A 24,543-nucleotide genomic window follows, 5' to 3' on the forward strand; every position below is an offset into this window, starting at 1 on the left:
CCTTGGCTCAGGAACGGCGAATGCGAGGTGCTCACCCACAGCAGCTCGACCCCCAGCCTGCTCATCGTCCGGTTCAGAGAAGCCAACGGATTCAGCAGAGGACCCCGACGTCGCCGACGTCACCGGGCCAGTTTCAGAGCGGGCCCGTTGGAGGGATGGGCACCGTCTGGGTGGGTCGTACGCCTTTCTTGCGTACGACGGCGTCGCCGGTCGCCCGCGCCCGGCAGGCCAGCCGGATTCTGGTGAGGTCACGGCGCTGCGCGCCGGGCAGCCGGGTCTCGAGCGCGTCCCGCTCCTCGTCGTCAGGCGGCACCAGGTGCTCGGCGCCGCTGAGCACCTCGACGTGGCAGACCGTGCAGGTCGCCTGGCCGTGGCAGGTCGTGGGCCAGTGGTAGCCGAGCCGCCAGGCGGCTTCGATGATCGTCTCGTCCGGTTCGAGTTCGAGCTCGGCGTCGACGGGGTCGACGTGGACCACCGGCCCCCGCCGTCCGGCCTGCTCCACCGTCATGAGGCCACCCGCGGGGCAGGCATCGGGCGCGGCGGAGGAGCAGGAGGGACGGGTTTGGGGGGCCAGCCGGTCACGTGGCGACGGTTTGTTCGGCGGCGACGCGCGCGGCGTGCTTCATCCCGATGTAGGAGAACACGAAGCTCGCGCCGATGCTCGCACCCGCGCCGGGGTAGCTGCGGCCCATCACTGACGCGGTGCAGTTGCCCGCGGCGTACAGGCCGGGGATGGGCTGGCCGTTGGTGTCGAGCACGCGGGCGTACTCGTCGGACAGGAGGCCGCCGCTGGTGCCGACGTCGCCGGGGTAGAGCTCGACGGCGTAGAACGGCGGCTTGGCGACCGGGCCAAGCGACGCGTTCGGCTTGTTGCCATAGTCGCCCTGGTAACGCTCGTGCCCGCCCTCACCGCGGTGGAAGTCCGGGTCGGTGCCCTGCACGGCGAAGCTGTTGAACCGCGCCACCGTCTCGACCAGCCCGGCGGGGTCGATGCCGCAGGCCCTGGCGAGCTCCTCCAGAGTGTCGGCCTTCTTCATGTAGCCGCTGGTGAGCCACTCGTCGGGAGTGTTGGTCCTGAACGCGAACAGGTAGCGGGCGCGGTGGCGGGAGTCGATGACGAGCCAGCTCGGGATGGAGCCGCCGTCGGTGTTGTGCGCGTACATCGCCCGGCCGGCAGCCATGTAGGAGTCGGCCTCGTTGAAGTACCGCTTGCCGGCCTTGTCGACGACAATCGAGCCGGGTTCGCTCCGCTCGCTGTTGTGCATGCTCGGCCGGCCGTTCGGCTGCACCGAGGCCGGCAGCCACCAGGCCTCGTCCATGAGGTCGACGGCGGCGCCCAGCTTCATGGCGACCTCGATCGCCTCGCCGGTGTCGCCCGGGTTCGCGATGGTCCAGGACCCGTCGTTGGGCTGCTTTCCGTACCGCTTGCGCATCTCCGGGTTGCGGGCGAACCCGCCCGAGGCCAGCAGCACGGCGTGGCGGGCGCGGATCCGCACCGTCTCGCCGTCGCGGGTGGCGACGACACCGACGACCCGGCCATCCTCGACGATCAGGTCGACCAGCGGGGTACCGGTCCAGACCGTCACGCCTGCGTCGAGGACCGCCTTGAGGGTCTGGGCGACCAGCGCCCCGCCGTTGGCGAGCCGCTTCTGGCGCCGCACCCTGCCGGCGGCCGTGCGGGCCCCGACGCGGACCGCCGCGGCCATCGACCTCGGCCGCCGCTTGACGGCCTGCAGGATGGAGGCCTCGCGGGTCTTCACCACGATCCCGAGCGCGATCGTCATGCCCGGCATGAGCTTGGCGAACCAGTCCCCGAGCGTCCTGCCATCGGTGACCACGGGCTCGATGGACCGCCCACGCGCCTTTCCGCCGCGGATGCCGGGCTGGCCCTCGTGATAGTCGCTGTAACCCTCGCAGCGCTCGAACCGCAGCCCTCGCTCCTGCAGGAAGCGGACCATGTTCGAGCCCTCGGTGAGATAGGCCAGCCGGCGCTGCGGCGAGGACGCCGGGCCGACGTCTCCGACCACGGCGTCGAAGTACTCGAGGGCCTCCTCCAGGGAGTCCTGAACGCCTTCGGCCTGCATGAGCGGGTTGTTCGGCAGCCACAGGATGCCGCCCGACATGGCGGTCGCACCCCCGATCATCGGCAGTTTCTCGATGACCAGGGTTTCCAAGCCGCTGGTCGCCGCGGTGAGCGCGCCGCACAGGCCGCCGCCCGACCCCACCACGACGACGTCGGTGGTGTACTCCGATTCCGACACGGTCGCCCCCTCTGATAAGCGGTCTTGTGTCATTGGGATGCCTTCAGCCGGCGAGGTACCGGTCGAGCTCGGCGTGCATGTTGCTGATGATCTGCTCCATCTCGGTGGCGAGCCGGTGCTGCTCGTAGCTGCGCGAGTGGAGGCCGCGTTGCATGCGCTCGATGTTGGAGAAGTCCTGGCGCGGGATCAGGCCCCAGTTCTCGTGGTCGTCGGGGGCGAACCGCCCCTTCAGCTTCGCCCGACCAGGCTCGTCGCCTTCGGGATACATGGTCAGCGACCACACCTCGAAGCGGCACCACTCGGGGTCGTCGTTGTGGGGGCGGATCCGATAGGACAGGGCGTTACCGAACTGGGGAAGCACCATGAAGTTCGGGAACAGGAACACCTCACCGCCCCACAGCCGCATGCCCTCCGGCGTCGGGTGGAACGGAATCCCGGCACCCTGCGCGTAGTCGGACAACGCCTTGATCGCCGCGGTGGGGAAGTCCTCGCTGGGCGGGACCCGGTTGCGCATGCCCCGGAAGACGTGCAGGTCGCGCTCGAGCGTCATCGCGTCCTGGCCTTCCCACAAGGTCCGGGACCGGTCGAGGAACGCCTGCGCGGGGCGGCCCTGGGAGACCCCACCCGCGGACGGGTCGAACCGGCCCTGGAACCGGCCGTGGCCGTTCTCGAACGCGGTGTACTCGGTGTTCGCGTACGGGTAGTCCTCGCCGAGGCCGGAGGTGAGCTGCGGATGGGTGGCCATCACGTGGTAGCCCTCGTGGAACGCCTCCTGAGCGGTCTTCCAGTTCGCGTTGAGGATGGTCTCCTTCCACCACCACACCCGCATGTTCTCGACGCCGACCGTGTCCAGCACGTCCGCCGCCGGCGCGAGGGCCTCCCGCAACGGGCGGGCGTCCGGGTCCAGGTTGATCCAGGCACAGGCGCCCCAGGTGTCGACCTGGCACTCCCGAAGGCGGATGTCGTCCGGCCGCAGGCACTCGGGCGCGAATCCGTCGGCGCCGTACACGAAGGAGCTGGTGCCGTCGAGGTTCCAGCGCCAGCCGTGGAACGGGCACACGATCTGCCCCCCGGGCAGCCGCCCGGAACCCTTGCACAGCTGGGTCGCCCGATGACGGCACGCGTTGTGGAACGCCTTCACCGACCCGTCCGGCTGGCGCACTACCAGGACCGACTGGTCACAGATCTCGTACTCGACGAAGTCCCCCGGGCGAGGAATCTCCTCCAGCCGGCAGGCCATCTGCCAGACCCGCGGCCAGAGATGCTCCTTTTCGAGCTCGAAGAACTCCCGGTCGTAGTAACGCTCCTTCGGCACGCGCAACCGGTCACGCATCCCGAACGGCACAGGACGAGCAGCGGCCTTTCGGCGCTCGTCGGTGACGGACATCGGCATCAGCCTTCTTCCATGCGGTCTTCGCGTCGGTTCCGGACGGCGTCAGTCCGCTGTGCGGATCACTCCGATCACGGCCCCGATGTCGTAGACCGTCTCGATCTCGCCGCTCCAGTGGACGGTGCCGGACGCGCCGGCGGCGATCTCGGACTCGACCTTGTCCGTCGCGACCAGGAAGAGCGGATCACCTTCGCTGACCTGCGCTCCTTCCTCCACGAGCAGGTCGAGGAGCTCCGCCTCCGAGATGGCGACGGACATCCGCGGAATACGGATCTCGAATTCAGCCATGAGCCCCTGCCCTGACAGTTGCCGGCGCCAGCGTGCGCTGGACGGCCGCGATGACACGGTCTGCGCTCGGGTACACCTGTGATTCGAGCGCCGACGGCCCTGGATTCGGGACGAACCGGGCACCCAGCCGCTCTACCGGTGCCTCCAGCACGCCGAAAAGCTCGCTGTGCAGAATGGAAGCGATCTCCGCTCCGGGCCCAGCGAACCGCACCGCGTCGTGTACGACGACGGCCCGCCTCGTGCGGCGCACGGACTCGACGATCGCCTCCACGTCAAGCGGGACCAGGGTGCGCAGGTCGAGTACCTCGGCGCTGATTCCCTCCTGCTCGAGGGTCGCGGCCGCGCCAAGCGCGTCGAGCACCGCGCGGCCGTAGCTGATCAGTGTGACGTCGGTACCCGGTCGCTTCACGTCAGCCTGGCCGAGCGGGATCGCGAAGGCGGGGTCGGTCGGGACCAGCCCGCGCTGCCCCCGCAGCCGGATCGTCTCCACGAAGATGCACGGGTCGTCGTCGAAGATCGCCGACGTGAGCAGGCCCTTGCCGTCGCGTGGTGTCGAGGGAACGATCACCTTCAGTCCGGGGACGTGCATGAACCAGGCTTCCAGCGACTGGGAGTGGGTCGCGCCGGTGCCCAGGCCGCCGTAGACCTGCACCCTGACCGTGATGGGCGCGGTTGTCCGGCCCCCGGTCATGAATCGCAGCTTCGCCGCGTGATTGACGATCTGGTCGGCGGCGATACCGATAAAGTCCATGATCATGATTTCGGCGACCGGGCGGAACCCCTCCATCGCCGCGCCAATCGCGGCGCCCACGATCGCCGCCTCGGAGATCGGCGTGTCCAGCACCCGGTCGACGCCGTACTTGGTGGAAAGCTTGGCGGTCGGCCCGGAGGCGCCTGGATCGGCGATGTCCTCGCCCAGGAGAAAGACGCGCTCGTCATGAGCCAGCGCCTGATCCAACGCCAGGTTCAGCGCCTGGGTCATTGTCATTCGTTGTTCGTCCACGTCCGCCTCTACACGGAACAGGTACCGGTACACGGAGCAGGTGCCGGTACGCCGAGCAGGTGGGTACACAAAGCAGGTAGGGGCCGCGTCGGCCCTATGCTGGGCAGTTGCGCGGGTCGGCGTACACGTCGCGGTCCAGCTCGTCGAGCGCCGTCGCCGGCGCCGCCAGCACCGTCGCGAGCGCCTCCTCCACAGCCGCGGCCGACGCCCGCTCGATCTCGTCGAGATCGAGCTCGCCAAAGTTCCCGGCCTCCAGCAGACGGGCCCGGAAGCGCGGGACAGGATCGGCCGCCGAAGCGGCGGCCAGTTGCCCTTCGGGCATGTAGGCCATGGGGTCGCCGAAGTAGTGGCCGCGCAGCCGGAACGTCACGCACTCCAGCAGCGTCGGGCCGCCGCCGCTCCTGGCCCGCTCGACCGCGTCCGTCAGCGCCACGACGAGAGCTATGGGGTCGTTGCCGTCGACGCGGACGCCGGGCATCCCGTACCCGGCCGCCCGGTCGGCGACGTGGGCAATCTTCATGGTGTGCTCGGTCGGCGTCATCTCGCCGTACTGGTTGTTCTGACACACCAGCACCACCGGCAGGTCCCACAACGCGGCCATGTTCGCCGCCTCGTGGAACGAGCCGGTGTTCGTGGCCCCGTCGCCGAAACTCGCGACGGTCACCCGGTCGAGACCCAAGCGCCGGGCGGCCATGGCCAGCCCGACCGCGACCGGCGGCCCCGATCCCACGATCCCGGTCGAGAGCATGACGCCGGACTCCGGGCGAGCGATGTGCATCGTCCCGCCCTTGCCCCGGGCGGCCCCCACCTGCCGGCCCAGCATCTCGCCATAGATCTCCACCAGCGGCACGCCCTTGCCGATGAGGTCGTGCAGCCCCCGGTAAGTCGTGACCAGCCGGTCGTCCTCACGAAGGCACACACCCGCCGCCGCGGCGATCGCCTCCTGTCCGCGCGACGGCCAGTACACGCAGACCAACTCGCCCGACGCGATCCCCTTGCTTAACCGATCGTCAGCCGCCTTCATCAGCGTCATCAGCTCGTAGAGCCGGCGCTGGACCTCGGGTGACACATCGACGGTCAGGTCCGTCGTCACATCTGATCCTTCCTTTCCGAATCCGAATCGGCCACAAGGGCGGCTCAGCTGGGGCCGTAGGGCCGGTCGCCCGCGAGGACGACGCGCTGCATCACCCGGGTGCTGCCGTAGTCGGGCACCGCGTAGTGCTGGACGGCGCGGTTGTCCCACATCGCCACATCGTTCGGCGCCCACCGGTGCCGCATGGTGAAGTCCGGCGACTTCACGTGCTCGAACAGCAGCGCGAGCAGGTGGGCGCTCTCGGCCGGCGTCAGCTCGACGATGCGGGTGGTCCACCCCTCGCTGACGAACAGGGCCTTACGCCCGGTCTCGGGATGCACCCGGATCACCGGATGAACGTGCTCCAGGCCGTGAGACGACGCGGAGTGGTTGGCATGCTCCGTGCCGGACTGGCCCATACGCTCGATCACCGGGAACACCGAATGCACCGCGGTCAGGCCGTCGAGCATGCCCCGCAGCGGCGCTGAGAGGGCGTCGTAGGCCGCGTACATACTGCCCCAGCAGGTGTCCCCACCGACCGGCGGCAGGCTGACCGCCCGCAGCGCCGTCAGGCTCGGCGGCTCGGTGACGTACGTCGTGTCCGAGTGCCACACCGACGTCGCCCGCCGGGCACCCAGGAGATCGTTCTCACTCACCACCTCGGATTTGCCGCCGGAGGAGAACGGCTCCGGGATCGGCGTGCCGAAGTTCGTCACGAACGCGTGCATCTGGTCCCGGGTCAGCTCCTGGCCGTGAAAAAAGATCACACCGTGCTCGAGGAGCGCCTGGCGCAGCGCACGCACAACGTCAGGGCCGAGCGGCTCACGGAGATCGACTCCGCCGATGACCGCACCGACCGCCGATGTCACTGGCTGTATGTCAAGCGCCGTTGTTGTTGGCATTTCGTCTGCCTCCCTGGCCTTGGAGATGTGCCGACCCGCGCCATCGCCCAAGCGGTGACGCACCGCCGCGCGGGCGGCGGGGTCACCCGCGCGCCGGCCAGAGCCGCCGTCTCGAGCACCTGAGCGGGGTCGTCGTCGGGCTGTCGGGCGGAGCGGGTCAGCGTGAACAGGTGGCCGAGTTTCAACTACCGATGTATACAACCATAGGGCGGTGCATACAACCACCGCGCCGCCTGTTGTATACAAGTCATGCGCAGAAGTCGCTGCTGGGGCGACATCGAGGACCGGGAGGATGACTCGTGCCGGATCAGCTCAGCTACGACCTGTTAGCGGGCGTCAAGGTGGTGGAGGTGGCGGCGTGGCTGTTCGCGCCGACGTGCGGCGCGGTCCTCGGGGACTGGGGCGCCGACGTCATCAAGATCGAGCCGACGACCGGCGGCGGTGACCCTTACCGCGGGTTCTTCCGCACCAGCGCGGTGAGCCCGACCATCGAACTCGCCAACCGAGGTAAGCGCAGCGTGGCCCTCGACCTGTCCACCACCGCGGGCCACGAGGCGCTGCTACGCCTCGTCGCGGACGCGGACGTGTTCGTCACCAGCCTGCAGCCCAGCTCGCGCTTCCGGCTTCGCATCGAGGCCGACGACATCCGCGCGGCCAACCCCTCGATCATCTATATCCGGGCCAGCGGCTACGGGACCCGCGGCCCGGACGCCGAGACCCCCGGCTTCGACGCGGCGGCCGCATGGGCACGCACCGGCATCGCCCAGTTCCTCACGGCCCCGGACGCGCCGGCTCCGACTGGACCGCCCGGCGGCATCGGCGACTGCGTCGGCGGGCTCTCGGGCGCGGGCGCGGTCGCCGCCGCGCTGTTCAAGCGGGAACGCACGGGCACGCCCTCGGAGATCGACGTCTCGCTGCTCGCCGGCGGGCTGTGGATGAACGCCACCATCCTGATGATGGAGGCGAACGCCGGGCCGGAGGGCTCGCTGATGCGCGGCCAGGACCGCCGGGCGCCGCGCAACCCGCTGTCGAACCCCTACCGCTGCAAGGACGGCCGCTGGCTGCACCTCGTCGTCATCCAGCCAGACCCGTACTGGCGAAGCTTCTGCGAGCACATCGGCCGGCCCGAGCTGATCGACGACCCACGCTTCGTGGACTTCCACGCCCGCATGGCCAACAACGTCGAGCTCGTCGATCTTCTCGACGAGGTGTTCGCGGTACGCACCCTCGACGAGTGGCGCGACGCGCTGGCCACGTTCGACGGGGTGTGGGACGCGCTGCAGACCCCGGCCGAGGTCGTGCGCGACCCGCAGGTCCTCGCCAACGGATACCTCCTGCCGGGCGAGGAGCCCGGCCCGCCGCTGTCGACCATCGCCTCGCCGGCACAGTTCGACGGCCACGCGCTCACCGCGTTGCGGCGGGCACCCGAGCACGGACAGCACACCGAGGAGGTTCTCTTGGAGTACGGCTACTCGTGGGACGACCTCGCGGCCCTCAAAGACCAAGGCGCCATCATCTGAGAGGAGTTCCCGTCGTGGAACACAGGACCCCAACGTCGGACAGCCTCGTTCTCGAACCCGCGGTCCGCAAGGACGACCTGATTCTCGTCAGCGTCGACGACCACGTCATCGAGCCGGCCGACATGTTCAAGGACTTCATCCCCGCCAAGTACGCCGACCGGGCTCCCCGCGTCGTCTCCGACGCCATCAGCGACAAGTGGGTGTTCGGCGAGGGCGAGGCCCGCAACTCCGGGCTCAACGCCGTCGCCGGCCGCCCGCCGGAGGAGTACGGACTGGAACCCCAGCGCTTCGACGAGATGCGCCGGGCCTGCTGGGACGTCCACGAGCGCGTGAAGGACATGAGCGCGAACGGCGTGCTGGCCTCGCTGAACTTCCCGTCGATGGCCCGGTTCTGCGGCCAGTTCTTCGCCACCCGCGCCGACCAGGACCCGGAGCTGGCGTTGGCGGTCGTGCGCGCCTACAACGACTGGCACATCGAGGCCTGGTGCGGGTCCTACCCCGACCGGTTCATCCCCTGCACCATCCCGCCCATCTGGGACACGCAGCTGATGGCCGACGAGATCCGCCGCACCGCGGCCAAAGGCTCCCACTGCGTGTCGTTCTCGATGAACCCGCACGCGCTGGGCTACCCGTCCCTGCACAGCGAGCACTGGGACCCGTTCTGGGCCGCCTGCGCCGAGACCGAGACCGTCGTGACCATGCACATCGGCTCGGGCACCACCGGCATCGTCACCGCGCCCGACGCCCCGATGAACGTCGAGATCACCTGCTCAGCCATCAAGCTCTACCCCACCGCCGCCGACCTCGTCTGGTCGCCGATCTTCCAGAAGTTCCCCACCCTGAAGATCGCGCTGGCCGAGGGCGGCATCGGCTGGATCCCCTACTTCCTCGAGCGCGCCGACTACGTCTACAAGCGCCACAAGGCCTGGACCCGGCCGAACCTCGGCGGCCACCTACCCAGCGAGATCTTCAAGGAGCACCTCATCACGTGCTTCGTCGTCGACGACTTCGGCGCCGCCAACCTCGACAAGCTGAACGAGGACCTGGTGACCTGGGAGTGCGACTACCCCCACTCCGACAGCACCTGGCCCGAATCGCCCGAGGTCATGGAACAGGCCATCCACGGCCTGAGCGCCGACCAGATCAACAAGATCAGCCATCTCAACGCCATGCGGCTGTTCTCGTTCGACCCCTTCGGGATCCGCCCCCGGGAGAACAGCACCGTCGGCGCCCTGCGCGCCGAGGCCGCCGGCCACGACATCTCGATCGTCTCCTACGGCCCGCGGGAGCGCACCCTCACCTCCCTCGCCGACTTCACCGCGAACGCGGCAGTGAAGACGGCCTAAGAGCCCCGGGCGTCCCGCCGGTGGGACGCCGCCCACTCCCCGAAGCCCGAGGTAGTCCCAGATTCCGCGGCCGGGGGGGGGGGGGGGGGGGGGCGGCGGGGGGGGCGCGGGCGGGCCCCCCCCCCCGCCCCCCCCCCCCCCCCCCCCCCCCCCCCCCCCCCGGCCCGCGGCGGCCACTGCTGACGCCGCCCACACGTGAAGGTGCGACAGATATGATCAACCCGAACCTCGACCACGTCGGCATCGTCGTGGCAGACCTCGAGACCGCGATGGAGGCCCTCTCGGGCAACCTCGGCGTGGAGTGGATGGGAGTATTCGATCGAACCCTGGCGATGCACGACGCCGAACACGGCACCCGGGACATCCAGCTTAAGATCGCGGTGACGACGCAGTACCCACGCCTAGAGGTGATCCAGACGATTCCCGACACACCGTGGGCACTCGGCGACGACCGGATGCTGCTGCACCACCTCGCCTACTACGCGGGCGACCTCGGCGAGGACAGCAGCCGGATCGCCGGGCCATGCCCCATCGAGATCGCCGGTGTCGGCGACGGCGGGGAGATCCCCAGGACGTTCACCTACCACGTACACGCCGGGCTGCGGTTCGAGCTGCTGGAACCGCGCCCCGGTGTGACGGTACCCGGACAGTGACCGAGCCGGCACCGACGAACGGGCCGCTGCCCCGGCGCAGCTTGAGCGAGCTTGTCGAGGCGATCCGCGAGCGGATCACCCGCGGCGAACTCGCGCCCGGTGAACGCCTCTGGGAGGAACGGCTCGCCGCCGAGCTCGGCGTGTCGCGCATCCCGATGCGGGAGGCGCTGCGGGCGCTCGCGTCCGAGGGATTCGTCCGATCCGAACGCTACGGCGGCACCTTCGTCGCCGCCCTCGACGCCGACGCCGCCCACGACCTCCTCGACGTACGGGCGGTCCTCGAACCGCTCGCCGCGGCGCAGGCGGCGACACGGCGCACACCCGACCAGCTCGCGGAGCTGCGCAGGCTCCTCGACAACGGCATCTGGGCGAGACGGGACCAGCGGTACGAGGACATGCGCACCCTGAAAGGGCAGTTCTTCGAGCAACTGGCCATCGCGTCCGGGAACAGCACGCTGGTCGCGCTCATGCACGTAGTGCGCTTCAAGATCGAGTGGGCGACCTCGATCGAGCTCATCAAGCGTGCTCCGCGCGAGACACGGACCCTAAGGGCAAACATCCTTCGCGAGATCGTCGATGCCGTCGCCGACGGCGACCCCGCTCGGGCAGCAACGGCAGCGGCGGCCAACGTCGACGCGGCATACGCATCCCAGGGCTGGCGGCGCGTCGTCGACACACGGTTCGAACCCGCCACCAAGTCCGTCTAGCAAGCACGGGCGCCCTATGCGCCGGCCGCTCCGCCACGTCAACAGGACAGAGCGGTACCTCGCGGCGTAGACGCCCGAGCATCCATCCGGTCATGCTGCCCGCGAGCGAGTCACGCTGCTCCGCAGCCCCCGGTTGTGATGCCGTGGGACCGCATCCGTCATCCGATCACGCGGGGTTTGTCGGCGACGGGCTCGTACCGTGATCAGGAACCCTTGATGACACTCACCTACGCACAAGTGAGGCGCGCGCCAGGTGGAGGGGGTGCTGCGCGACCCGCGGGTCGCCGCCGCCGCGGTCACCGGCAGCGAGCCCGCAGGCCAGTCGGTCGCGTCGATCTGCGGCGACGAGATCAAGAAGACGGTGCTCGAGCTCGGCGGGAGCGACCCCTACGTCGTCATGCCCTCGGCCGACCTGGAACGGGCCGCCACGGTCGCCGTGACGGCCCGCTGCCAGAACAACGGCCAGTCCTGCATCGCCGCCAAGCGGTTCATCGTCCACGACGCCGCCTACGACGAGTTCGCCCGGCTGTTCACGGAGAAGATGGCCGCGCTGAAGGTCGGCGACCCGATGGCCGACGGCACCGACGTCGGGCCGATCGCCACCGAGCAGGGCCGCGTCGACCTGGAGGAACTGCTGGCCGACGCCGTCGCCAAGGGCGCGACCGTGCTCTGCGGCGGGAAGGCGCCGGACGGGCCGGGCTGGTACTTCCCCCCGACGGTCGTCGCCGACGTCACCCCGGCCATGCGACTGCACCTCGAGGAGGCCTTCGGCCCGCTGGCCACCCTCTACCGGGTGCCGGACCTCGACACGGCCCTCGAGATCGCCAACGCCACCTCCTTCGGGCTCGGCTCGAACGCGTGGACCAACGACCCGACCGAGCAGGACCGCTTCACCGACGAGCTCGCCGCCGGCGCCGTCTTCATCAACGGCATGACGACCTCCTACCCGGAGCTCCCCTTCGGCGGGGTGAAGAGGTCCGGCTACGGGCGCGAGCTCGGCGCCGTCGGGATCCGCGAGTTCTGCAACCAGAAGTCCGTCTGGATCGGCTGACCCGACCGACCAGAGCCGGCCGCTACGCCCCCAGCAAAGGGAACGCCGCGAAGGTCTGCTCCTGCCACAGCCTCCGGGAGGTCTCTTCCGGGTAGGCGGCGACCGCGGGTTCGGCGTCGAAGACCTGGACCAGACGCCGCTCATTGTCGTAGGCAGTCCAGCCGGGATCACCCGTGGCGGCGAACGCCGTCCAGGACCCGCGCATCCGCGCCGCGAGCGCATAGGCCTCGGTCGGCGGCTCGGCGCCGAGCACTACCGGGCCGAGGTGATGCTCGAATGTGCCGAACACCAGCGGCCCATCGATTCCGTGGGAGGCGCCGAAGATCCCACCATGGCCCGGAGTAGCCCAGGCAAGCTCGTACACGTACGCCCGGCCGCCGCCGGCCGCCTGCGCCTCGGCGAGACGCAGCGAGGGCATGCGGAACAGCCAGTCGGAGTGGACGAGCTCGTACAACTCCCCCGCCAAGGCGTCTGGAAAGGCCTCGCGATATGCGCGCTCGCCATCCGGGCCGGGGCCGAGCGCACGCAGTGCCGCGGCGGCCTCGTCGTCGCCGACCCTGCCGTACTGCCCACTCAGCACGACGAACAGCCGGTACTCGTCCCGGTTATGCCCGCTGATCAGCTCGACCTCGCGCCCGGCACCCGCCGCGAGCGCCTCCCACGGCGTCATCGGCAGCACCTCACCGTCGACCACGGGCGCGAACAGCTCGCTATAGGCGACGGGCCCCCAACGGTTCTCGTGCTGGCGTGCCTTGGCATGCACCGCGCCGCCCGCGGCCGGAAGCTCGCGCGGATCCACCATGGACAGGTCGGCCACCGTGGGGCGCAGCCCCAACTCGGCGGCGATGGTGGAGGCGACGTCGTCGGCCAGCTCGCGAGAGTGGAACAGGCTCGGCACGCTCTGCGCGATCGCCCGCCGGAACAGCCCCGCCGCGCACGGCATGGCCAGCAACGCCGCGATACTTCCCGCTCCCGCCGACTGGCCGAACACCGTGACCCGATCGGGATCGCCACCGAACGCCGCGACGTTGTCCCGCACCCATTCCAGCGCGGCGACCTGGTCGAGCAAACCCCGGTTGGCCGGCGCCCCCTCGATGGCGGCGAACCCCTCGATGCCCACGCGGTAGTTGAAGCTCACCACCACCGCATCACCCTCGTGGGCAAGCCGCCCTGCGTCGTACGCGGGGTTGCCGGCGAAGCCATGTTTGTAGGCGCCGCCGTAGATCCACACCATGACCGGGCGGCGGGCCGCCGGGTCAGGATCGGGCGTCCAGACGTTGACCGTCAGCCAGTCATCGCCCGCCGTCGTCTCAGCCAACCATGCGTCGGCCGCCTGCCGCCTGCTCGGCCACGGGGTGCTGACGTCCTGCGGGGGCGGCGGGCCGAACGAGAACGCCTCCCGCACACCGCCCCACATGCGCGCCGCCCGAGGGGCCGCGAACCGCGCGTCGCCGACGGGCGGCTCGGCGAACGGGATGCCCCGGAACACGCTCAGCCCATCCGCCCGGCGGCCGCGGACCGTGCCCGCGGTGGTACGGACCTCGGGCTCGGCGGCTTCAGACGCGTCCGCTGTGGTCATCGAGAGCTCCTCCCTTGTTGACGATCTAAGCTGCGGCGATTCCGGCAGGCAATCCCGACGGGCTCCATTGGGCATCGCCCGGCGGCGGGGTCAGGCTGGTGACCAGCCGCGCACGGCTCTGGAGCAGGTGCCAAAGCGGATATCGGCACCCCGATGTATACAACAACAAGGCATCCTTCGTATACAAGTCGCTAATTACCGGCCGCGCGACCGGCACCCGGGGCTCGTCGGCCAGGTGAGCGCGCACAAGATCGGTGCCAGCGGGAGGAGCCGTCGCGCCGGTCGCCGCGTCAACCACCACCTCCGACGCCCTCGTTCCAATCAGCGATCTTCACGCCCCGCGCGGCGCCGATTCCTGCGTCAGCCCGGACGATCTCACTCTTGTGATCCAGCCCGAAACCGCCGGTGAGCAGCAAGGTGGCCGCCATGAACGCGACGGACAAGATCACTGCCAGGTCGTCATCCCGTAACGGGCCCGGTGCGCCCAGAGGTTGCGTAGCGCTGCCACAAGCACGACCTCACCGCCCCACATTCTTGATCTGGTCGAGCACCCGCTCGGCCGTCGGATTCTCGATCGTGTCGACGATCCGCCCGTCCTTCAGGAACACGGCCAGGTCGGCGTAAGACGCGGTGATCGGTCGTGCATGACCATCACGACGGTCTGCTTCATCTCCCGGGCGGCGATCTTCAGGAAGGCCAGGACGTCGGCCCCGGCGTTGCTGTCGAGGTTTCCGGTGGGCTCGTCCGCGAAGACGACCTCGGGCCGGCCGACCAGGGCCCGCACCACCGCTACCCGCTGCTGCTGGCCGCCGGATATCTCCGACGGCCGGTGGCCCAACCGAAGCGGCGACCGCCAGCCGGCCGCCTACGTCGTCCCGCGAGGCGTAAAAGCCGCGGTGACGATCATCCGCTCGATGCCTGCCGGGTGGTAGGTGTCGGGGGACGGCCAGAGTCAGTCCGACGGACCCAGCGCCAGCCACGATCGGCACACCGCGTGCGTGCAGATGGCTGCTGAAGGTTCGGTTGACTCAACGAGACCTTCGGCAGCCCGGCGCTTGCGGCCACGTGGTGAGGCGGGAGATCTCAAGCCACACTCGTAATCGCAACGGGACGGGCGAGCAGAGGGACCTCCGGTCGATGCATAACGATGCCGCACCGTACACTGTTAAACAATCGATCAGCGTGACGCCGAGCGGCGCCACACAGCGTACCGTGCCTACGGCGAGCCTGCTTACGATGAGGCCAGCCACGGCCCACCAGTGTCGGAACTTCACGGTTGTTCACCCACCCTTCGTATATGCGGATAGCGCGCGGGCTGCCGGATCCGGCGAACAACACCAGATGTCGGTTTGAGAGGATGAAGTTCTACCAGGTCAGTCAGTCACGTCGCCGACCGCACAGACCCGGACAGGTAGTCCGAGCCGTCGGGGGCCATCCAGCTTCCAGTTCGGCCCATCGTCGATCGGCGAAGGGTCGGCCCGTTCGCGGCAGCCACCTGGCCCGAATGATCACGATCAGTGGGCTACGGGCAGTTGCTGACCAAGTCTTTCCAGCACGTCGGACAGGCTGCCCAGATCTGCGACATGGGCGTATATGTAGAAGTCGGGCCGGACGACGACGGCCTGCGCATCCAGGTCCTTGAACCACTGGCCATAGCGGCCGTCCACGTCGACCAGGTCCACCCCATCCGCGGCGACCGGGCCGACACGGAGTGTCCGGATTCCCAACCGGTCGAGCACGACCTGAGCCGCGGCCGTGCACTCGAGGATCGGCACGGACGTCAGAACGAACCACCCGTAACCCACGAGGTCGTCGTAGAGACCCTCGCGGCCCTGGTACCCGACCCGCGACTGGATGGACAACAGCCCGGCGATAGTGTCGTCGTCGGCGAGGATGCCCGGGCCCAGACGGGGCGGTGCGGCCGGAGGCGGCGCCTGGTTGGGATCCTCGATGGCGGCGATCATGGTCCGGTCTCGTTCGGCCGCCGCCGCGCGGTCGGGGACGCAGATGACCCGGCCGAGCTCCATCGACAGGTCGATGAAGTACCGGACGTGCGGCTCCCGCTCCGGGCCGTAGGTGTCGAGGACCGCATCGGAGGTCGTACCGCGCAGAACCAGATCGAGTTTCCAGGCGAGGTTGTAGACGTCCCGCACGCCGGCGCACATGCCCTGGCCGGCGAACGGCGGCATCAGGTGGGCGGCGTCCCCGGCAATCAGGAGACGGCCGTTGCGCCACCGCTGGGCCCAACGGGCCTGGAAACGGTAGACAGTGTGCCGTTCCAGCGTCGCGTTGTCGGGAGTGACGCCCCACGGACGGAGCAGCTCCCAGGCTTTTTCGGCCTTGTTGAGATCGTTGACGTCCTCGCCCGGCAGCGCCATGAACTCCCAGCGACGCCGGCCCGGGCCGCCCGGCACGATGGTCGTCGGCCGGGTGGGATCACACAGCTGCCATGCTGGCGGGTCGAAGGTCATCGGCTGGTGGGGAACCATGTCGAGGATGAGCCAGTCGTAGAAGAAGCCGAGGTCGGTAACCGGAAGCCCGGCCAGGCTCCGGACGACGCTGTTGGCGCCGTCGCAGCCGACGACGTACCGGGCCCGTAACCGCTGTTCCCCGACCGTCCCGAAGCCGGGGCCCATCGGGCCCGCGGTCACCGTGACGCCGTCGGGGTCCTGCTCCACGCCGCTGACGTTCATCCCTCGGATGAGGGTGACCGTCGGCTGCTTCTGCGCCCGCAGGTCGAGCTCGCGCTCCAGCTCCGGCTGGGAGAAGAAGTTCGAGGTGTGCCACCACGAGGGTCCGACCCCACGCCAGTCCACCTTGAGCAGGGTCTTGCGTGCGGCGTTTCGCCACTCGTACCAGTTGTCGTAAGGCTCGATGACAGGGTCGCGATCGGAGCGCAGGTCGACGGCCTGAAGAATTCGGGCCACCTCGTGGTCGAAGTGCACCGCGCGGGGCAGCGGGTAGGCTTCGGGAAAGCGTTCCAGGACGACAGTCCGGTATCTGCGCTGGCCAAGGAGTGTCACCAGCAGCTGGCCGACGGGGCCGTAGCCGACGACTGCCACATCGTAGGTCTCCATCACGCGGGTCCTTCGTGTCTATGAGTGCCGGACGGCCGTTGAATGACGGCGGTCGGATCGCCGGTGAATAGGGTTGTGCGGCGGCGGCTCACGGCCTCGGGCGGGCCCTCGCGCGCTGTCGAAGGAGTCGGTTCGCCTGTGCGGGTAGGCCGGTAATCAGCGGCCATAGTCCCCGCGGCGCGAAACGGACGACGCCGATGAGCAGGACACCTTCGATCACGATGCTGAGGCTCTGGAAGCCGGCCAGTTGTTTGGTTAGGAAGTAGTAGACGACAACGGTGCCGACGACGGGGCCCACCAGGGTGCCGATCCCCCCGACGATCGTCATCAGCAGGGCGTTGACGGTCCAGCCGAGTCCCAGCATGCCGACCGGTTCGAAGCTCACCTGTTGCATGGCGACAACGCCGCCGACGAGCCCGCCAAGGACACCGCTGATAACCAGTGCGGCGAGACGGTGCCCGAAGGCGGAGACACCGAGCCCGATGGCCGCGGCCTCGTGGTCACGGACCGCTTTCAGACGCAGACCGAAGTGGGAGCGCGCAACGTAGAAGGTTGTCGCCAGGGCCAACCCCGCCACGACGCAGGCCAGCCGGAAGACGGCAACTGGTCCGGGGGTGGACTGCAGGGGCAGGCTGATGCCAGTGGACCCGCCGGCGAAAGACCAGTTGATCACCCATGCCTGCAAGGCCAGGGCGGCGGCGAGCGTGCCGATGGTGAAGTAGTCCCCCCGCAGACGCAACAGCGGCCAGGCCAGCACCAGAGCAAGCAGGCCGCCGCAACCACCGGCCACGACCATGGCGACCGGGTAGGCCAAGCTGAGGTGGAGCTGGCTCAGGCCGGCTGCGTAGGCGCCGGTACCGACGAATGCGCTGACACCGAGGGAGAACTGACCGCCGTATCCGGCCAGGACGTTCCACCCCTGGGCCAACGCGACGAACGCGAGCAGCGTCGTCGCGACATCCAGCTGGTAACGCGACAACGCGACGTCGGCTCGAGTCCCGACGCCCGCGAGAACCGCCAGCCCGAGCACACCCGTCCAGGCGGGCAGCGGCCAAGGAAATGGGCTGCCTAACAGCCTGACGCCGCGCCTGGCCGTCGGTGCCGTCGCAGTCGTCGTGGTCGTGCTCGTGGCGTTCACGCGGCGGCCCTCCGAGCGAACAAGCCCTGCGGCCGGACCGTCAGGACACCGAAGAACAGCAGGTAGACCGCAAGATCCCGGTAGCCGCCACCGAAGGAGGCCGCGGCCACCGACCGGGCGACTCCGAGGAACAGCGCTCCCAAGAAGGTGCCGAGGACGTTTCCGACGCCGCCCAGTACCACCACCGCGATTCCTACGAGGAGGTACTGCGTGCCAGCGGTCGGGGTCACGCCTCGCGGACCCGCGGGTCGGCGGCGACGTCGGTCGGCGAGCCCTCGGCGATGACGCGGCCCCAGTCGAGGACGACGACGCGATCCACCAGAGTCCCAACAACGCCCTCGACGTGCTCGACGAGCAGCAGGGTGCGGCCCTGCGCGTGGATGCCGCGGATGAGCTCGATGACGTCGCGAAGGTCGCTGCCGTTCAAGCCGGCGGTGACCTCGTCCAGCATGATCAACGAAGGGTTCGTGGACAGCGCGCGAGCGAGCTCCAGCCGCTTGAGGTCGAGCAGGCGCAGGCGTATCGCGGGAACGTCGGCCTTACCGGCCAAATCGCAGAGGGAAAGTATCTCCTCGACGCCGCCGATCGCACCTTGGCGGTGACCGGGCCGGCCTGACAGCGCCCCGATCATGACATTCTCCCGGACGGTCAGGTTTGGGAACGCGCGCGGCACTTGGTGGGCAAGGCTGACGCCATGACGCGCCACTGCCTGTGGAGACAGCACGTCGGTGCGGCGGCCGGCGACGTGGATGCGGCCGGAGTCGGGGCGGTACGTCCCTGACAGCACCTTGAGCAGGCTGCTCTTGCCCGCGCCGTTGGGCCCGATCACCGCCACGGCTTCCCCGGCGGCGACGGCGAACGAGACGTCGTCGACGGCGACGACCCCGCCAAAGCGCTTGCTGACGTGCTCGACGCGGACCTCGGCTCCGTTGGCCGTCACCACCGGGGCGACAGCGCTTGCCAAATGCGCCTTCACGCACTCACGCTCCTGACGGACGAGATGCGGACATAGGGTGGGGAAATCTGGCCGACGGGAATGTCGAGCCGCAACCGGGGCGCGGGGAAAAGATCGAGCGTGGACTGTCGACACCGGTACCAGGTGCTGGGCGGCCGTCGAAGATTGAACGCGACGCGTAACCGGCCGAGGTCAGGCCGCGGAATGGGATCCGGTCATCAGGGCGGCGAGGTCCTCGGGGTGGAGGAAGGACGGCGGCGGCGGCGGGCCCCACGCGAACAGACCACTGGCGCCCGCGCACTCCTCGGGCTTCCAGAGCTGGTCATCGACAATGCAGTCCATGTCGGAGAAGTACTCCGAGAAGTTTCCCGCCGGGTCTTTCAGGTAGTAGAAGAAGTTGGAGCCGGCGTAGTGGCGGCCAAGCCCCCACACGTGCCGTTCCGGGTGGTCCGTCAGCATGTTCATCGCGCCGCGCCCGACCTCGTCGACGTCGTCGACCTCCCAGCTGGAATGGTGCAGGAAGGGCACGGGCGCGCCGAGGACGAGTAGGTTGTGGTGATCGGTGGAGCAGCGCAGGAACGCGCCGTGCCCGGGGATGTAGTCGCTGACCTTGAAACCCATACCCTCGGTGTAGAACCGGACGGTCGCCTCCTGGTCCGGTGTACCGAGGACGACGTGCCCCAACCGTCGGGGCCGTACAGCACCATGACGACCGGTGGCGGGGGCTCTTTGACCGGACGGGCGGCCGACGACTCCCGGGGCATTCGCGCCGGGAGCGGGACGAGCCGGCATCCGCATCGGCTCGCTGATCATCACCACCGTCCGTACTCCGGTAATCGGCTCTACCGCGACGAACCGGTCCCGAGCCTTGTCGAACGGCAGGCCCAGACGGTGCAGGCGGCTCGCGCAGCGCTCGATGTCGTCGGCGTCCTGGGCCCGTACGGCGACCTCCACCAGGCGCCGGCGGGGAGTCTCGACCAGGGTGAGCTGCTCACCGCCGTCTGTGGAGGCGAGGACAGCAGGACGTGTCTGCTCCAGGCCGAATTCCTCGTAGTAGGCGACGGTCTCGGCCACGTTCGGTACGCCGACGGTAATCGAGGCCAGTCCGTGTAATGCCATGTCTCGCTCCTCATTCACCGGTGGCGTCCGGGTGATGGGCGGTGCATCGGTCGTCCAGCAATGAAAAGGCCGGCAAGCGGCGTGCCGTAGCTCAGTCGTTCGGGGCGACGAATCGGTGCCGCATCTCGCCCAGGCCTTCGATGAAGGTGACGAGCTCCTCACCCGCCTGGATGAACCGCGTGGGCGTGCGTCCCATCCCGACACCGGCTGGCGTTCCGCTGAAAATAAGGTCGCCCGGGAACAGGGTGACGACGTCAGAGAGCCGGGACACCAGCTCGTCCACGGGGAAGATCATCCGACTGGTGCGACCGTCCTGTACCTTCTCCCCCGCCAGGACAGAGCCGATCGCCAGGTCGTCGGGATCGGCCAGCTCGTCGAGTGTGACCACGGCGGGACCGATCGGCCCGAACCCGGGGTGAGACTTTGCCAGGCCGAACTGGGGAGCGGGCCCGGAACGCTGGCGGACCCGCTCGGAGACGTCCTGGCCGATCGTGTAGCCGGCAACCAGGTCCCGCGCCTGCCCGAGGGGAACCTCGTGGCCCCCACGGCCAAGCACGATGACGAGCTCGGCCTCCCAGTCGACCTCCCCGGGAACCAGCTCGATCTCGCCAACCGGCCCCGTGAGGCATGAGACGTATTTGGTGAACACAACCGGTTCATCAGGCACGGCTAGGCTGGCCTCGGACGCGTGCTCCCGGTAGTTCAGGCCGATTGCGAAGATCTGCCGCGGGTTGGGCACCGGGGCACCGAGATCGGCGATGTCGTACGGCCGTCCGTCGAGGTCGACGTTGGCGACAGCGGCCCAGCCCACGAACTCCTGCCAGCAGGCATAGACGCTCTGTGGGTCGGGGCCGAACCGCCCCTCGCTAGCCGCCGCGACATCCACCGCACCTCCGCCGGCCAGCAGGACCAGCCGGCCCTCGAGGTTTCCGATGCGCATGAGTTCCCTTCCCATCTCGGGGGATGGCGTGACCACGAGCCGGAGCGTCAGCGACCGCACGGGCAGGGTCAGCGACTGTGAAGCGGGGCGAGGGCGTCGCGGTGGCGCCACGCGGTCTGATCTGTGGGACGGCCGGACCATGAGACTCCGACGCGCATCCGCGCCCCCGACTGTCGCCCACGGAGCCGGTCGGCCCCCGCACAGCTACCTTGTACGCCCCCCGACTTCGACACGTCAAGATATTTTCGAAAACAGCTATGAGGTTCGCGTTCAGGCCTGATCAACGAAGCACGCCGGGTGCTTCGGCCACTTGAGTCGAAGCCTGGTGATCACGGCGGAACGAGGGTCCAGGGGAAGGATTCGAACGTTTGCCTGATTTTCGCACGCTCTCTAGACTGAGACCGTGCCTCGGCAGACCCAGACCGATCGCGTCTACGACGTCCTGCGCGCGGACATCCTTGCCGGCCGCCTACCGCCCGGAGCCAAGCTGCCCTTCGCCGACCTCTGCACGCGCTACTCCACCAGCGTGGGCGTCGTCCGCGAGAGTCTTTCCCGGCTCAGCGCCCAGGGCCTGGTCGTCAGCGAGCCCCAGATCGGCTTCCGCGTCACCCCCCTGACCCACACGGACCTGCTCGCGCTGACCGAAGCGCGGATCTTCGTCGAGGGGCACGTCATCCGGCTGTCCATCCAGAACGGCGACGTCGAGTGGGAGGCCGCCCTGGTGGCCGCCCATCACACCCTCGAACGAACTTCCCAGACAGTTCCCGAGGATCCCCACCGCCTCAGCGAGGAGTGGGCCGCCGCGCACGCCCGGTTCCACGCCGTGGCCCTGCAAGCCTGCCCCAATCGACGACTGCTCGACATCGCGGAGAGCCTTCGCGCCTCCGCAGAGCTCTACCGACGTTGGTCGGTGCCCCTGGGGGCAAGCACCCGAGATGTCCCCGCGGAGCACCGGCGCATCCTCGCGGCCGCGCTCGCGGGCGAGGCCGAGGAGGCGGCCGCGGCCCTCTGTGACCACATCGCCCGCACGACGCAACTGCTCGACGACGCCGCGACAGCCGACTCACCCGAATCGGACGAGGTCAGTAGAGCTCCCTCCCGCTGACCTCGCAGATCACATCGCCGCTGAATCGACCTCCAGACCGTCGAGCTCCGTCTCCCCGACTCTCGGCAGCCGTCCAGCCTCACAGAAGCCTCGCTCCTACTCCGTGTCGCGGACCGCGTCGATCACCTCGCCGAGCAGTGCGGTGAACCGCGCAGCGTTGTCGGGCCCCAGCCGCGTGGTGATCTGTTGCTCTATCGACGCGATCACGGCGTCCGCGGAGCTCAGTGCCTGGCGGCCGGCGTCGGTGAGGTGCAGTTCCTGGACATGCCGGTGCCGGGGATGCGGGCGTCGCTCCAGATGACCCCGTTCGGTCAGCCTCGCGACCAGCGACGCCACGGCCTGTGGTGTGAGGTGGAGCCGGCGGGCCAGCTCGGCACCGGTGAGGCCGGGTTCGACGTGAACTGAGATCAGCAGGGAATAGTGCGCCGGCGCCATGCCGAGCGGCCGCAGCTGCTGCTCCTTGACGGCCCGCACCGTCAGCTCGGCCCGGCGCAGCGCCCAGATCACCCGGTCCAGCGCAGCGGCACCGACCGACTCGCCCTCGTCCCGCGTCATGCGGCAACCTTACAACCAGGTGATCTATATCAAACACTTGATGACTCACAGGCAATTGACCAACAATCGGCTTGTGACTCGAACTCTTGCCTTGATCACGGGCGCCTCGTCCGGCATCGGTCTTGCCTATGCCCGGGCTCTGGCTGCCGACTGCGATTTCGTCCTGGTGGCCCGGCGCATGGACCGGCTGGCCGACCTAGCGGGCGAACTGCGTGACGCCGGCGCCACCGCGGACCTACTGTCCGCCGACCTCGGTACGCGCGCTGGCGTGGCGACGGTGACCGATCGCCTCGCCGCCGGGGACGTCCGGCTACTGATCAGCAACGCCGGCGCGGGCGGTTACGCCCGGCTGGCGGAGGTGGACCCGGTCGACGTCGACCGCCTGCTCAGCCTCAACGGCGTGGCGCCCATCGAGCTGGTGCGCGCTGTGCTTCCCGGAATGCTGGCGGCCAACGAAGGCACGATCATCACCGTCGCCTCACTGCTGGCGTTCAGCGCGGCGCAGACGGACGGACGATTCCCGCGGCGCACCCTGTACGCGGCGGCGAAGGCGGCCACCGTGGCGTTCACCCGGACTCTCACCGTGGAACTCACCGGAACCGCCATCCGGACCCAGGTGGTATGCCCTGGGATGGTCGCGACGGAGTTCAACGAGGGGGCCGGACTCACCGCGCCGTTCGCGATGTCGGCGGAAGGCGTGGTTCAGGCCAGTCTCGCCGGCCTGCGCCTCGGCGAGTCGATCTGCATCCCGGGTCTGGAGGACCAGTCCACCGCCCTGGGCGCACTGGTCACGGCTGAAACCGCCCTGATCGTCGGCAACCGGCCGGTGCCCGCAACCCGCTATCAGCAATCCGGGGACAGCTGACAACAGCCAGGCGTGCGGCCCGGTTGTGCGCGCTGACCGGGCTGTCACCGTCCCCGATCCCGGCACCGCGGGAGGCCTGAGCAGGCGCGGTTGTGAGCTCGCGCAGGGCCACAGCGTCGCCTCAGCTGGCGAAGCGCTGTGCCGCCCCCAAACGGAGAAACCAGCACACGGTCGTAGATGGCTTCCGCGCGAGTCAGGTTCCGGCCCCGCTCCAGGGTTCAGGCCAGTGGCCAACCCGACACGGCCAGCTCAGTGGTGAGGGCGTGCGGCATCCGTCGCCGGTTCATGATTCGGCCTCCACCATGCTGTGGTACCCGCGGTTGACGGCCCGGGTCTGGTATGCCTGCCGGGCCCACCCCCACCGCGCCGCGGGGAACACGCCGTTGACATGCCTCGACGATCGTGCGCCTGCGCCCAGGCGACATCATCGCCACCGGGACCCCGGGTGGCGTCGGCCACGCACGCAACCCACCGCGCTTTCTGGTAGGCGGCGAGAGAGTGGTCACGGAGATCGAGGGCCTCGGCCGCCTGGAGAACATGGTCGTCAAGGAGCCCTCGAGCTGATGCGCCGGACCTTCGCCGATGCCCGACGGTGGATGCAACAAGGCACGGCGCTGCTCGCCAAGGAGGCGGACCTCGACGACGATGCCCTTGACGCCCCGAGCTCGCTGCCCGGGTGGAGCCGCGGGCACCTGCTCGCCCACATCGCGGCGAACGCCGATGCGCTAGTGCGTTGTCCGCGAATGCGGGTCGGTTCTTGTTGATCAGGCGGCGTTTCTGGTGTGGCCCCAGCGGTGCTGGCGTTCGGAGTGGATACGGGCGCGTTCGCGGCGCTGGGCTTCCAGCACTGCTGGGTGGCGGCGGTGGGTGTTGCGCCAGCGCAGGTAGGCGTGCAGGTCGCGAGCGAGTGCCGGGTGGTTGGGCGGGTCGCTGTTACCGAGGGCGAAGCCGCGCAGCGGGCCGAAGTGGGCCTCGATCGGGTTGGCCCAGGACGCCTGGGTCGGGGTCAGGCACAGC

27 protein-coding genes and 1 pseudogene are annotated in these 24,543 nt (G+C 69.3%); 10 read left to right on the forward strand and 18 right to left on the reverse strand.

What is annotated here, in order from left to right:
• Positions 1-133: 133 nt before the first annotated feature.
• From QOZ89_RS40275 to QOZ89_RS40305, 7 genes are all read right to left on the reverse strand, one after another.
• The gene (locus QOZ89_RS40275; RefSeq protein ID WP_083418437.1) at positions 134-508 is read right to left on the reverse strand and encodes a 2Fe-2S iron-sulfur cluster-binding protein; all 375 of its coding nucleotides are present in this window, start codon (positions 506-508) and stop codon (positions 134-136) included.
• Positions 509-578: 70 nt separating this feature from the next.
• The gene (locus QOZ89_RS40280; protein ID WP_071048140.1) at positions 579-2,261 is read right to left on the reverse strand and encodes an FAD-dependent oxidoreductase; all 1,683 of its coding nucleotides are present in this window, start codon (positions 2,259-2,261) and stop codon (positions 579-581) included.
• A gap of 43 nt (positions 2,262-2,304) precedes the next feature.
• Positions 2,305-3,648 (reverse strand): aromatic ring-hydroxylating oxygenase subunit alpha, encoded by a 1,344-nt coding sequence (locus QOZ89_RS40285; RefSeq protein WP_071048151.1) that lies wholly within the window; start codon positions 3,646-3,648, stop codon positions 2,305-2,307.
• Between the two features lie 48 nt (positions 3,649-3,696).
• On the reverse strand, positions 3,697-3,939 hold the full coding sequence (locus QOZ89_RS40290) for a lipoyl domain-containing protein (protein WP_071048141.1): 243 nt from the start codon (positions 3,937-3,939) through the stop codon (positions 3,697-3,699).
• On the reverse strand, positions 3,932-4,927 hold the full coding sequence (locus QOZ89_RS40295) for an alpha-ketoacid dehydrogenase subunit beta (protein WP_198543194.1): 996 nt from the start codon (positions 4,925-4,927) through the stop codon (positions 3,932-3,934). Before QOZ89_RS40295 ends, QOZ89_RS40290 begins: the two co-directional genes overlap by 8 nt.
• A gap of 109 nt (positions 4,928-5,036) precedes the next feature.
• Entirely contained in the window at positions 5,037-6,035 is a 999-nt protein-coding gene (locus tag QOZ89_RS40300) for a thiamine pyrophosphate-dependent dehydrogenase E1 component subunit alpha (RefSeq protein WP_071048142.1), read from the reverse strand.
• A 44-nt stretch (positions 6,036-6,079) separates the two neighbouring features.
• Complete coding sequence (locus QOZ89_RS40305; RefSeq protein ID WP_241841640.1) at positions 6,080-6,883, reverse strand: TauD/TfdA dioxygenase family protein; 804 nt, start codon at positions 6,881-6,883, stop codon at positions 6,080-6,082.
• Between QOZ89_RS40305 and QOZ89_RS40310 the strand changes: the two genes are divergently transcribed.
• The 6 genes from QOZ89_RS40310 (at position 6,785) to QOZ89_RS40335 (ending at position 12,193) form a co-directional block, all read left to right on the forward strand.
• Positions 6,785-7,039 carry a hypothetical protein gene (locus tag QOZ89_RS40310; RefSeq protein ID WP_241841641.1) on the forward strand — a complete coding sequence of 85 codons (255 nt, stop codon included), beginning with the start codon at positions 6,785-6,787 and terminating at the stop codon, positions 7,037-7,039. The genes QOZ89_RS40305 and QOZ89_RS40310 overlap by 99 nt on opposite strands.
• Positions 7,040-7,215: 176 nt before the next feature.
• Positions 7,216-8,436, forward strand: a complete 1,221-nt coding sequence (locus QOZ89_RS40315; RefSeq protein ID WP_071048144.1) for a CaiB/BaiF CoA transferase family protein — start codon at positions 7,216-7,218, stop codon at positions 8,434-8,436.
• Positions 8,437-8,558: 122 nt separating this feature from the next.
• Positions 8,559-9,782 carry an amidohydrolase family protein gene (locus QOZ89_RS40320; protein ID WP_071048153.1) on the forward strand — a complete coding sequence of 408 codons (1,224 nt, stop codon included), beginning with the start codon at positions 8,559-8,561 and terminating at the stop codon, positions 9,780-9,782.
• A gap of 212 nt (positions 9,783-9,994) precedes the next feature.
• On the forward strand, positions 9,995-10,435 hold the full coding sequence (locus QOZ89_RS40325) for a VOC family protein (protein ID WP_071048145.1): 441 nt from the start codon (positions 9,995-9,997) through the stop codon (positions 10,433-10,435).
• The gene (locus QOZ89_RS40330; RefSeq protein WP_071048146.1) at positions 10,432-11,142 is read left to right on the forward strand and encodes a GntR family transcriptional regulator; all 711 of its coding nucleotides are present in this window, start codon (positions 10,432-10,434) and stop codon (positions 11,140-11,142) included. Before QOZ89_RS40325 ends, QOZ89_RS40330 begins: the two co-directional genes overlap by 4 nt.
• A gap of 262 nt (positions 11,143-11,404) precedes the next feature.
• Positions 11,405-12,193: an aldehyde dehydrogenase family protein gene (locus QOZ89_RS40335; protein ID WP_312629373.1), complete on the forward strand. Its 789-nt coding sequence runs from the start codon at positions 11,405-11,407 to the stop codon at positions 12,191-12,193.
• 22 nt (positions 12,194-12,215) lie between these two features.
• Here QOZ89_RS40335 and QOZ89_RS40340 read toward each other — a convergent pair whose 3' ends face one another.
• From QOZ89_RS40340 to QOZ89_RS40380, 9 genes are all read right to left on the reverse strand, one after another.
• On the reverse strand, positions 12,216-13,772 hold the full coding sequence (locus tag QOZ89_RS40340; RefSeq protein ID WP_071049068.1) for a carboxylesterase/lipase family protein: 1,557 nt from the start codon (positions 13,770-13,772) through the stop codon (positions 12,216-12,218).
• A gap of 290 nt (positions 13,773-14,062) precedes the next feature.
• Entirely contained in the window at positions 14,063-14,215 is a 153-nt protein-coding gene (locus QOZ89_RS40345; protein WP_157910504.1) for a hypothetical protein, read from the reverse strand.
• A gap of 155 nt (positions 14,216-14,370) precedes the next feature.
• Positions 14,371-14,610, reverse strand: a complete 240-nt coding sequence (locus tag QOZ89_RS47935) for an ATP-binding cassette domain-containing protein (RefSeq protein ID WP_071049069.1) — start codon at positions 14,608-14,610, stop codon at positions 14,371-14,373.
• 676 nt (positions 14,611-15,286) lie between these two features.
• Complete coding sequence (gene mhpA, locus QOZ89_RS40355) at positions 15,287-16,849, reverse strand: bifunctional 3-(3-hydroxy-phenyl)propionate/3-hydroxycinnamic acid hydroxylase MhpA (protein WP_312629377.1); 1,563 nt, start codon at positions 16,847-16,849, stop codon at positions 15,287-15,289.
• 88 nt (positions 16,850-16,937) lie between these two features.
• Positions 16,938-17,987: a branched-chain amino acid ABC transporter permease gene (locus QOZ89_RS40360; RefSeq protein WP_116271528.1), complete on the reverse strand. Its 1,050-nt coding sequence runs from the start codon at positions 17,985-17,987 to the stop codon at positions 16,938-16,940.
• Positions 17,984-18,217 (reverse strand): hypothetical protein, encoded by a 234-nt coding sequence (locus tag QOZ89_RS40365; RefSeq protein WP_071049072.1) that lies wholly within the window; start codon positions 18,215-18,217, stop codon positions 17,984-17,986. The genes QOZ89_RS40360 and QOZ89_RS40365 overlap by 4 nt, the downstream gene beginning before the upstream one ends.
• A complete protein-coding gene (locus QOZ89_RS40370; RefSeq protein WP_198543252.1) occupies positions 18,214-18,963 on the reverse strand; it encodes an ABC transporter ATP-binding protein in 750 nt (249 codons plus the stop codon). Before QOZ89_RS40370 ends, QOZ89_RS40365 begins: the two co-directional genes overlap by 4 nt.
• A gap of 171 nt (positions 18,964-19,134) precedes the next feature.
• Positions 19,135-20,061, reverse strand: coding sequence for a VOC family protein (locus QOZ89_RS40375; RefSeq protein WP_071049074.1), 927 nt, complete (start codon positions 20,059-20,061; stop codon positions 19,135-19,137).
• Between the two features lie 91 nt (positions 20,062-20,152).
• Positions 20,153-21,001 carry a fumarylacetoacetate hydrolase family protein gene (locus QOZ89_RS40380; protein ID WP_071049089.1) on the reverse strand — a complete coding sequence of 283 codons (849 nt, stop codon included), beginning with the start codon at positions 20,999-21,001 and terminating at the stop codon, positions 20,153-20,155.
• Between the two features lie 403 nt (positions 21,002-21,404).
• Here QOZ89_RS40380 and QOZ89_RS40385 point away from each other — a divergent pair, with 403 nt between their 5' ends.
• The gene (locus QOZ89_RS40385) at positions 21,405-22,106 is read left to right on the forward strand and encodes a GntR family transcriptional regulator (RefSeq protein WP_071049076.1); all 702 of its coding nucleotides are present in this window, start codon (positions 21,405-21,407) and stop codon (positions 22,104-22,106) included.
• 96 nt (positions 22,107-22,202) lie between these two features.
• On the opposite strand, the gene QOZ89_RS40390 is transcribed toward QOZ89_RS40385, so the two are convergent.
• Positions 22,203-22,661 (reverse strand): MarR family winged helix-turn-helix transcriptional regulator, encoded by a 459-nt coding sequence (locus QOZ89_RS40390; protein ID WP_071049078.1) that lies wholly within the window; start codon positions 22,659-22,661, stop codon positions 22,203-22,205.
• Positions 22,662-22,734: 73 nt separating this feature from the next.
• Here QOZ89_RS40390 and QOZ89_RS40395 point away from each other — a divergent pair, with 73 nt between their 5' ends.
• The 3 genes from QOZ89_RS40395 to QOZ89_RS40400 all read left to right on the forward strand — a co-directional run bounded on the left by QOZ89_RS40395 (position 22,735) and on the right by QOZ89_RS40400 (position 24,290).
• On the forward strand, positions 22,735-23,526 hold the full coding sequence (locus QOZ89_RS40395) for an SDR family NAD(P)-dependent oxidoreductase (protein WP_083418683.1): 792 nt from the start codon (positions 22,735-22,737) through the stop codon (positions 23,524-23,526).
• Between the two features lie 399 nt (positions 23,527-23,925).
• Positions 23,926-24,090: a fumarylacetoacetate hydrolase family protein gene (locus QOZ89_RS47940; protein ID WP_083418684.1), complete on the forward strand. Its 165-nt coding sequence runs from the start codon at positions 23,926-23,928 to the stop codon at positions 24,088-24,090.
• Positions 24,090-24,290 (forward strand): maleylpyruvate isomerase N-terminal domain-containing protein, encoded by a 201-nt coding sequence (locus QOZ89_RS40400; RefSeq protein WP_312629386.1) that lies wholly within the window; start codon positions 24,090-24,092, stop codon positions 24,288-24,290. Before QOZ89_RS47940 ends, QOZ89_RS40400 begins: the two co-directional genes overlap by 1 nt.
• On the opposite strand, the pseudogene QOZ89_RS40405 reads toward QOZ89_RS40400, so the two are convergent.
• Positions 24,291-24,543: pseudogene (locus tag QOZ89_RS40405) on the reverse strand (hypothetical protein); the annotation flags it as partial.

This window comes from Pseudofrankia coriaricola (assembly GCF_032027725.1).
GTDB lineage: Bacteria > Actinomycetota > Actinomycetes > Frankiales > Frankiaceae > Pseudofrankia.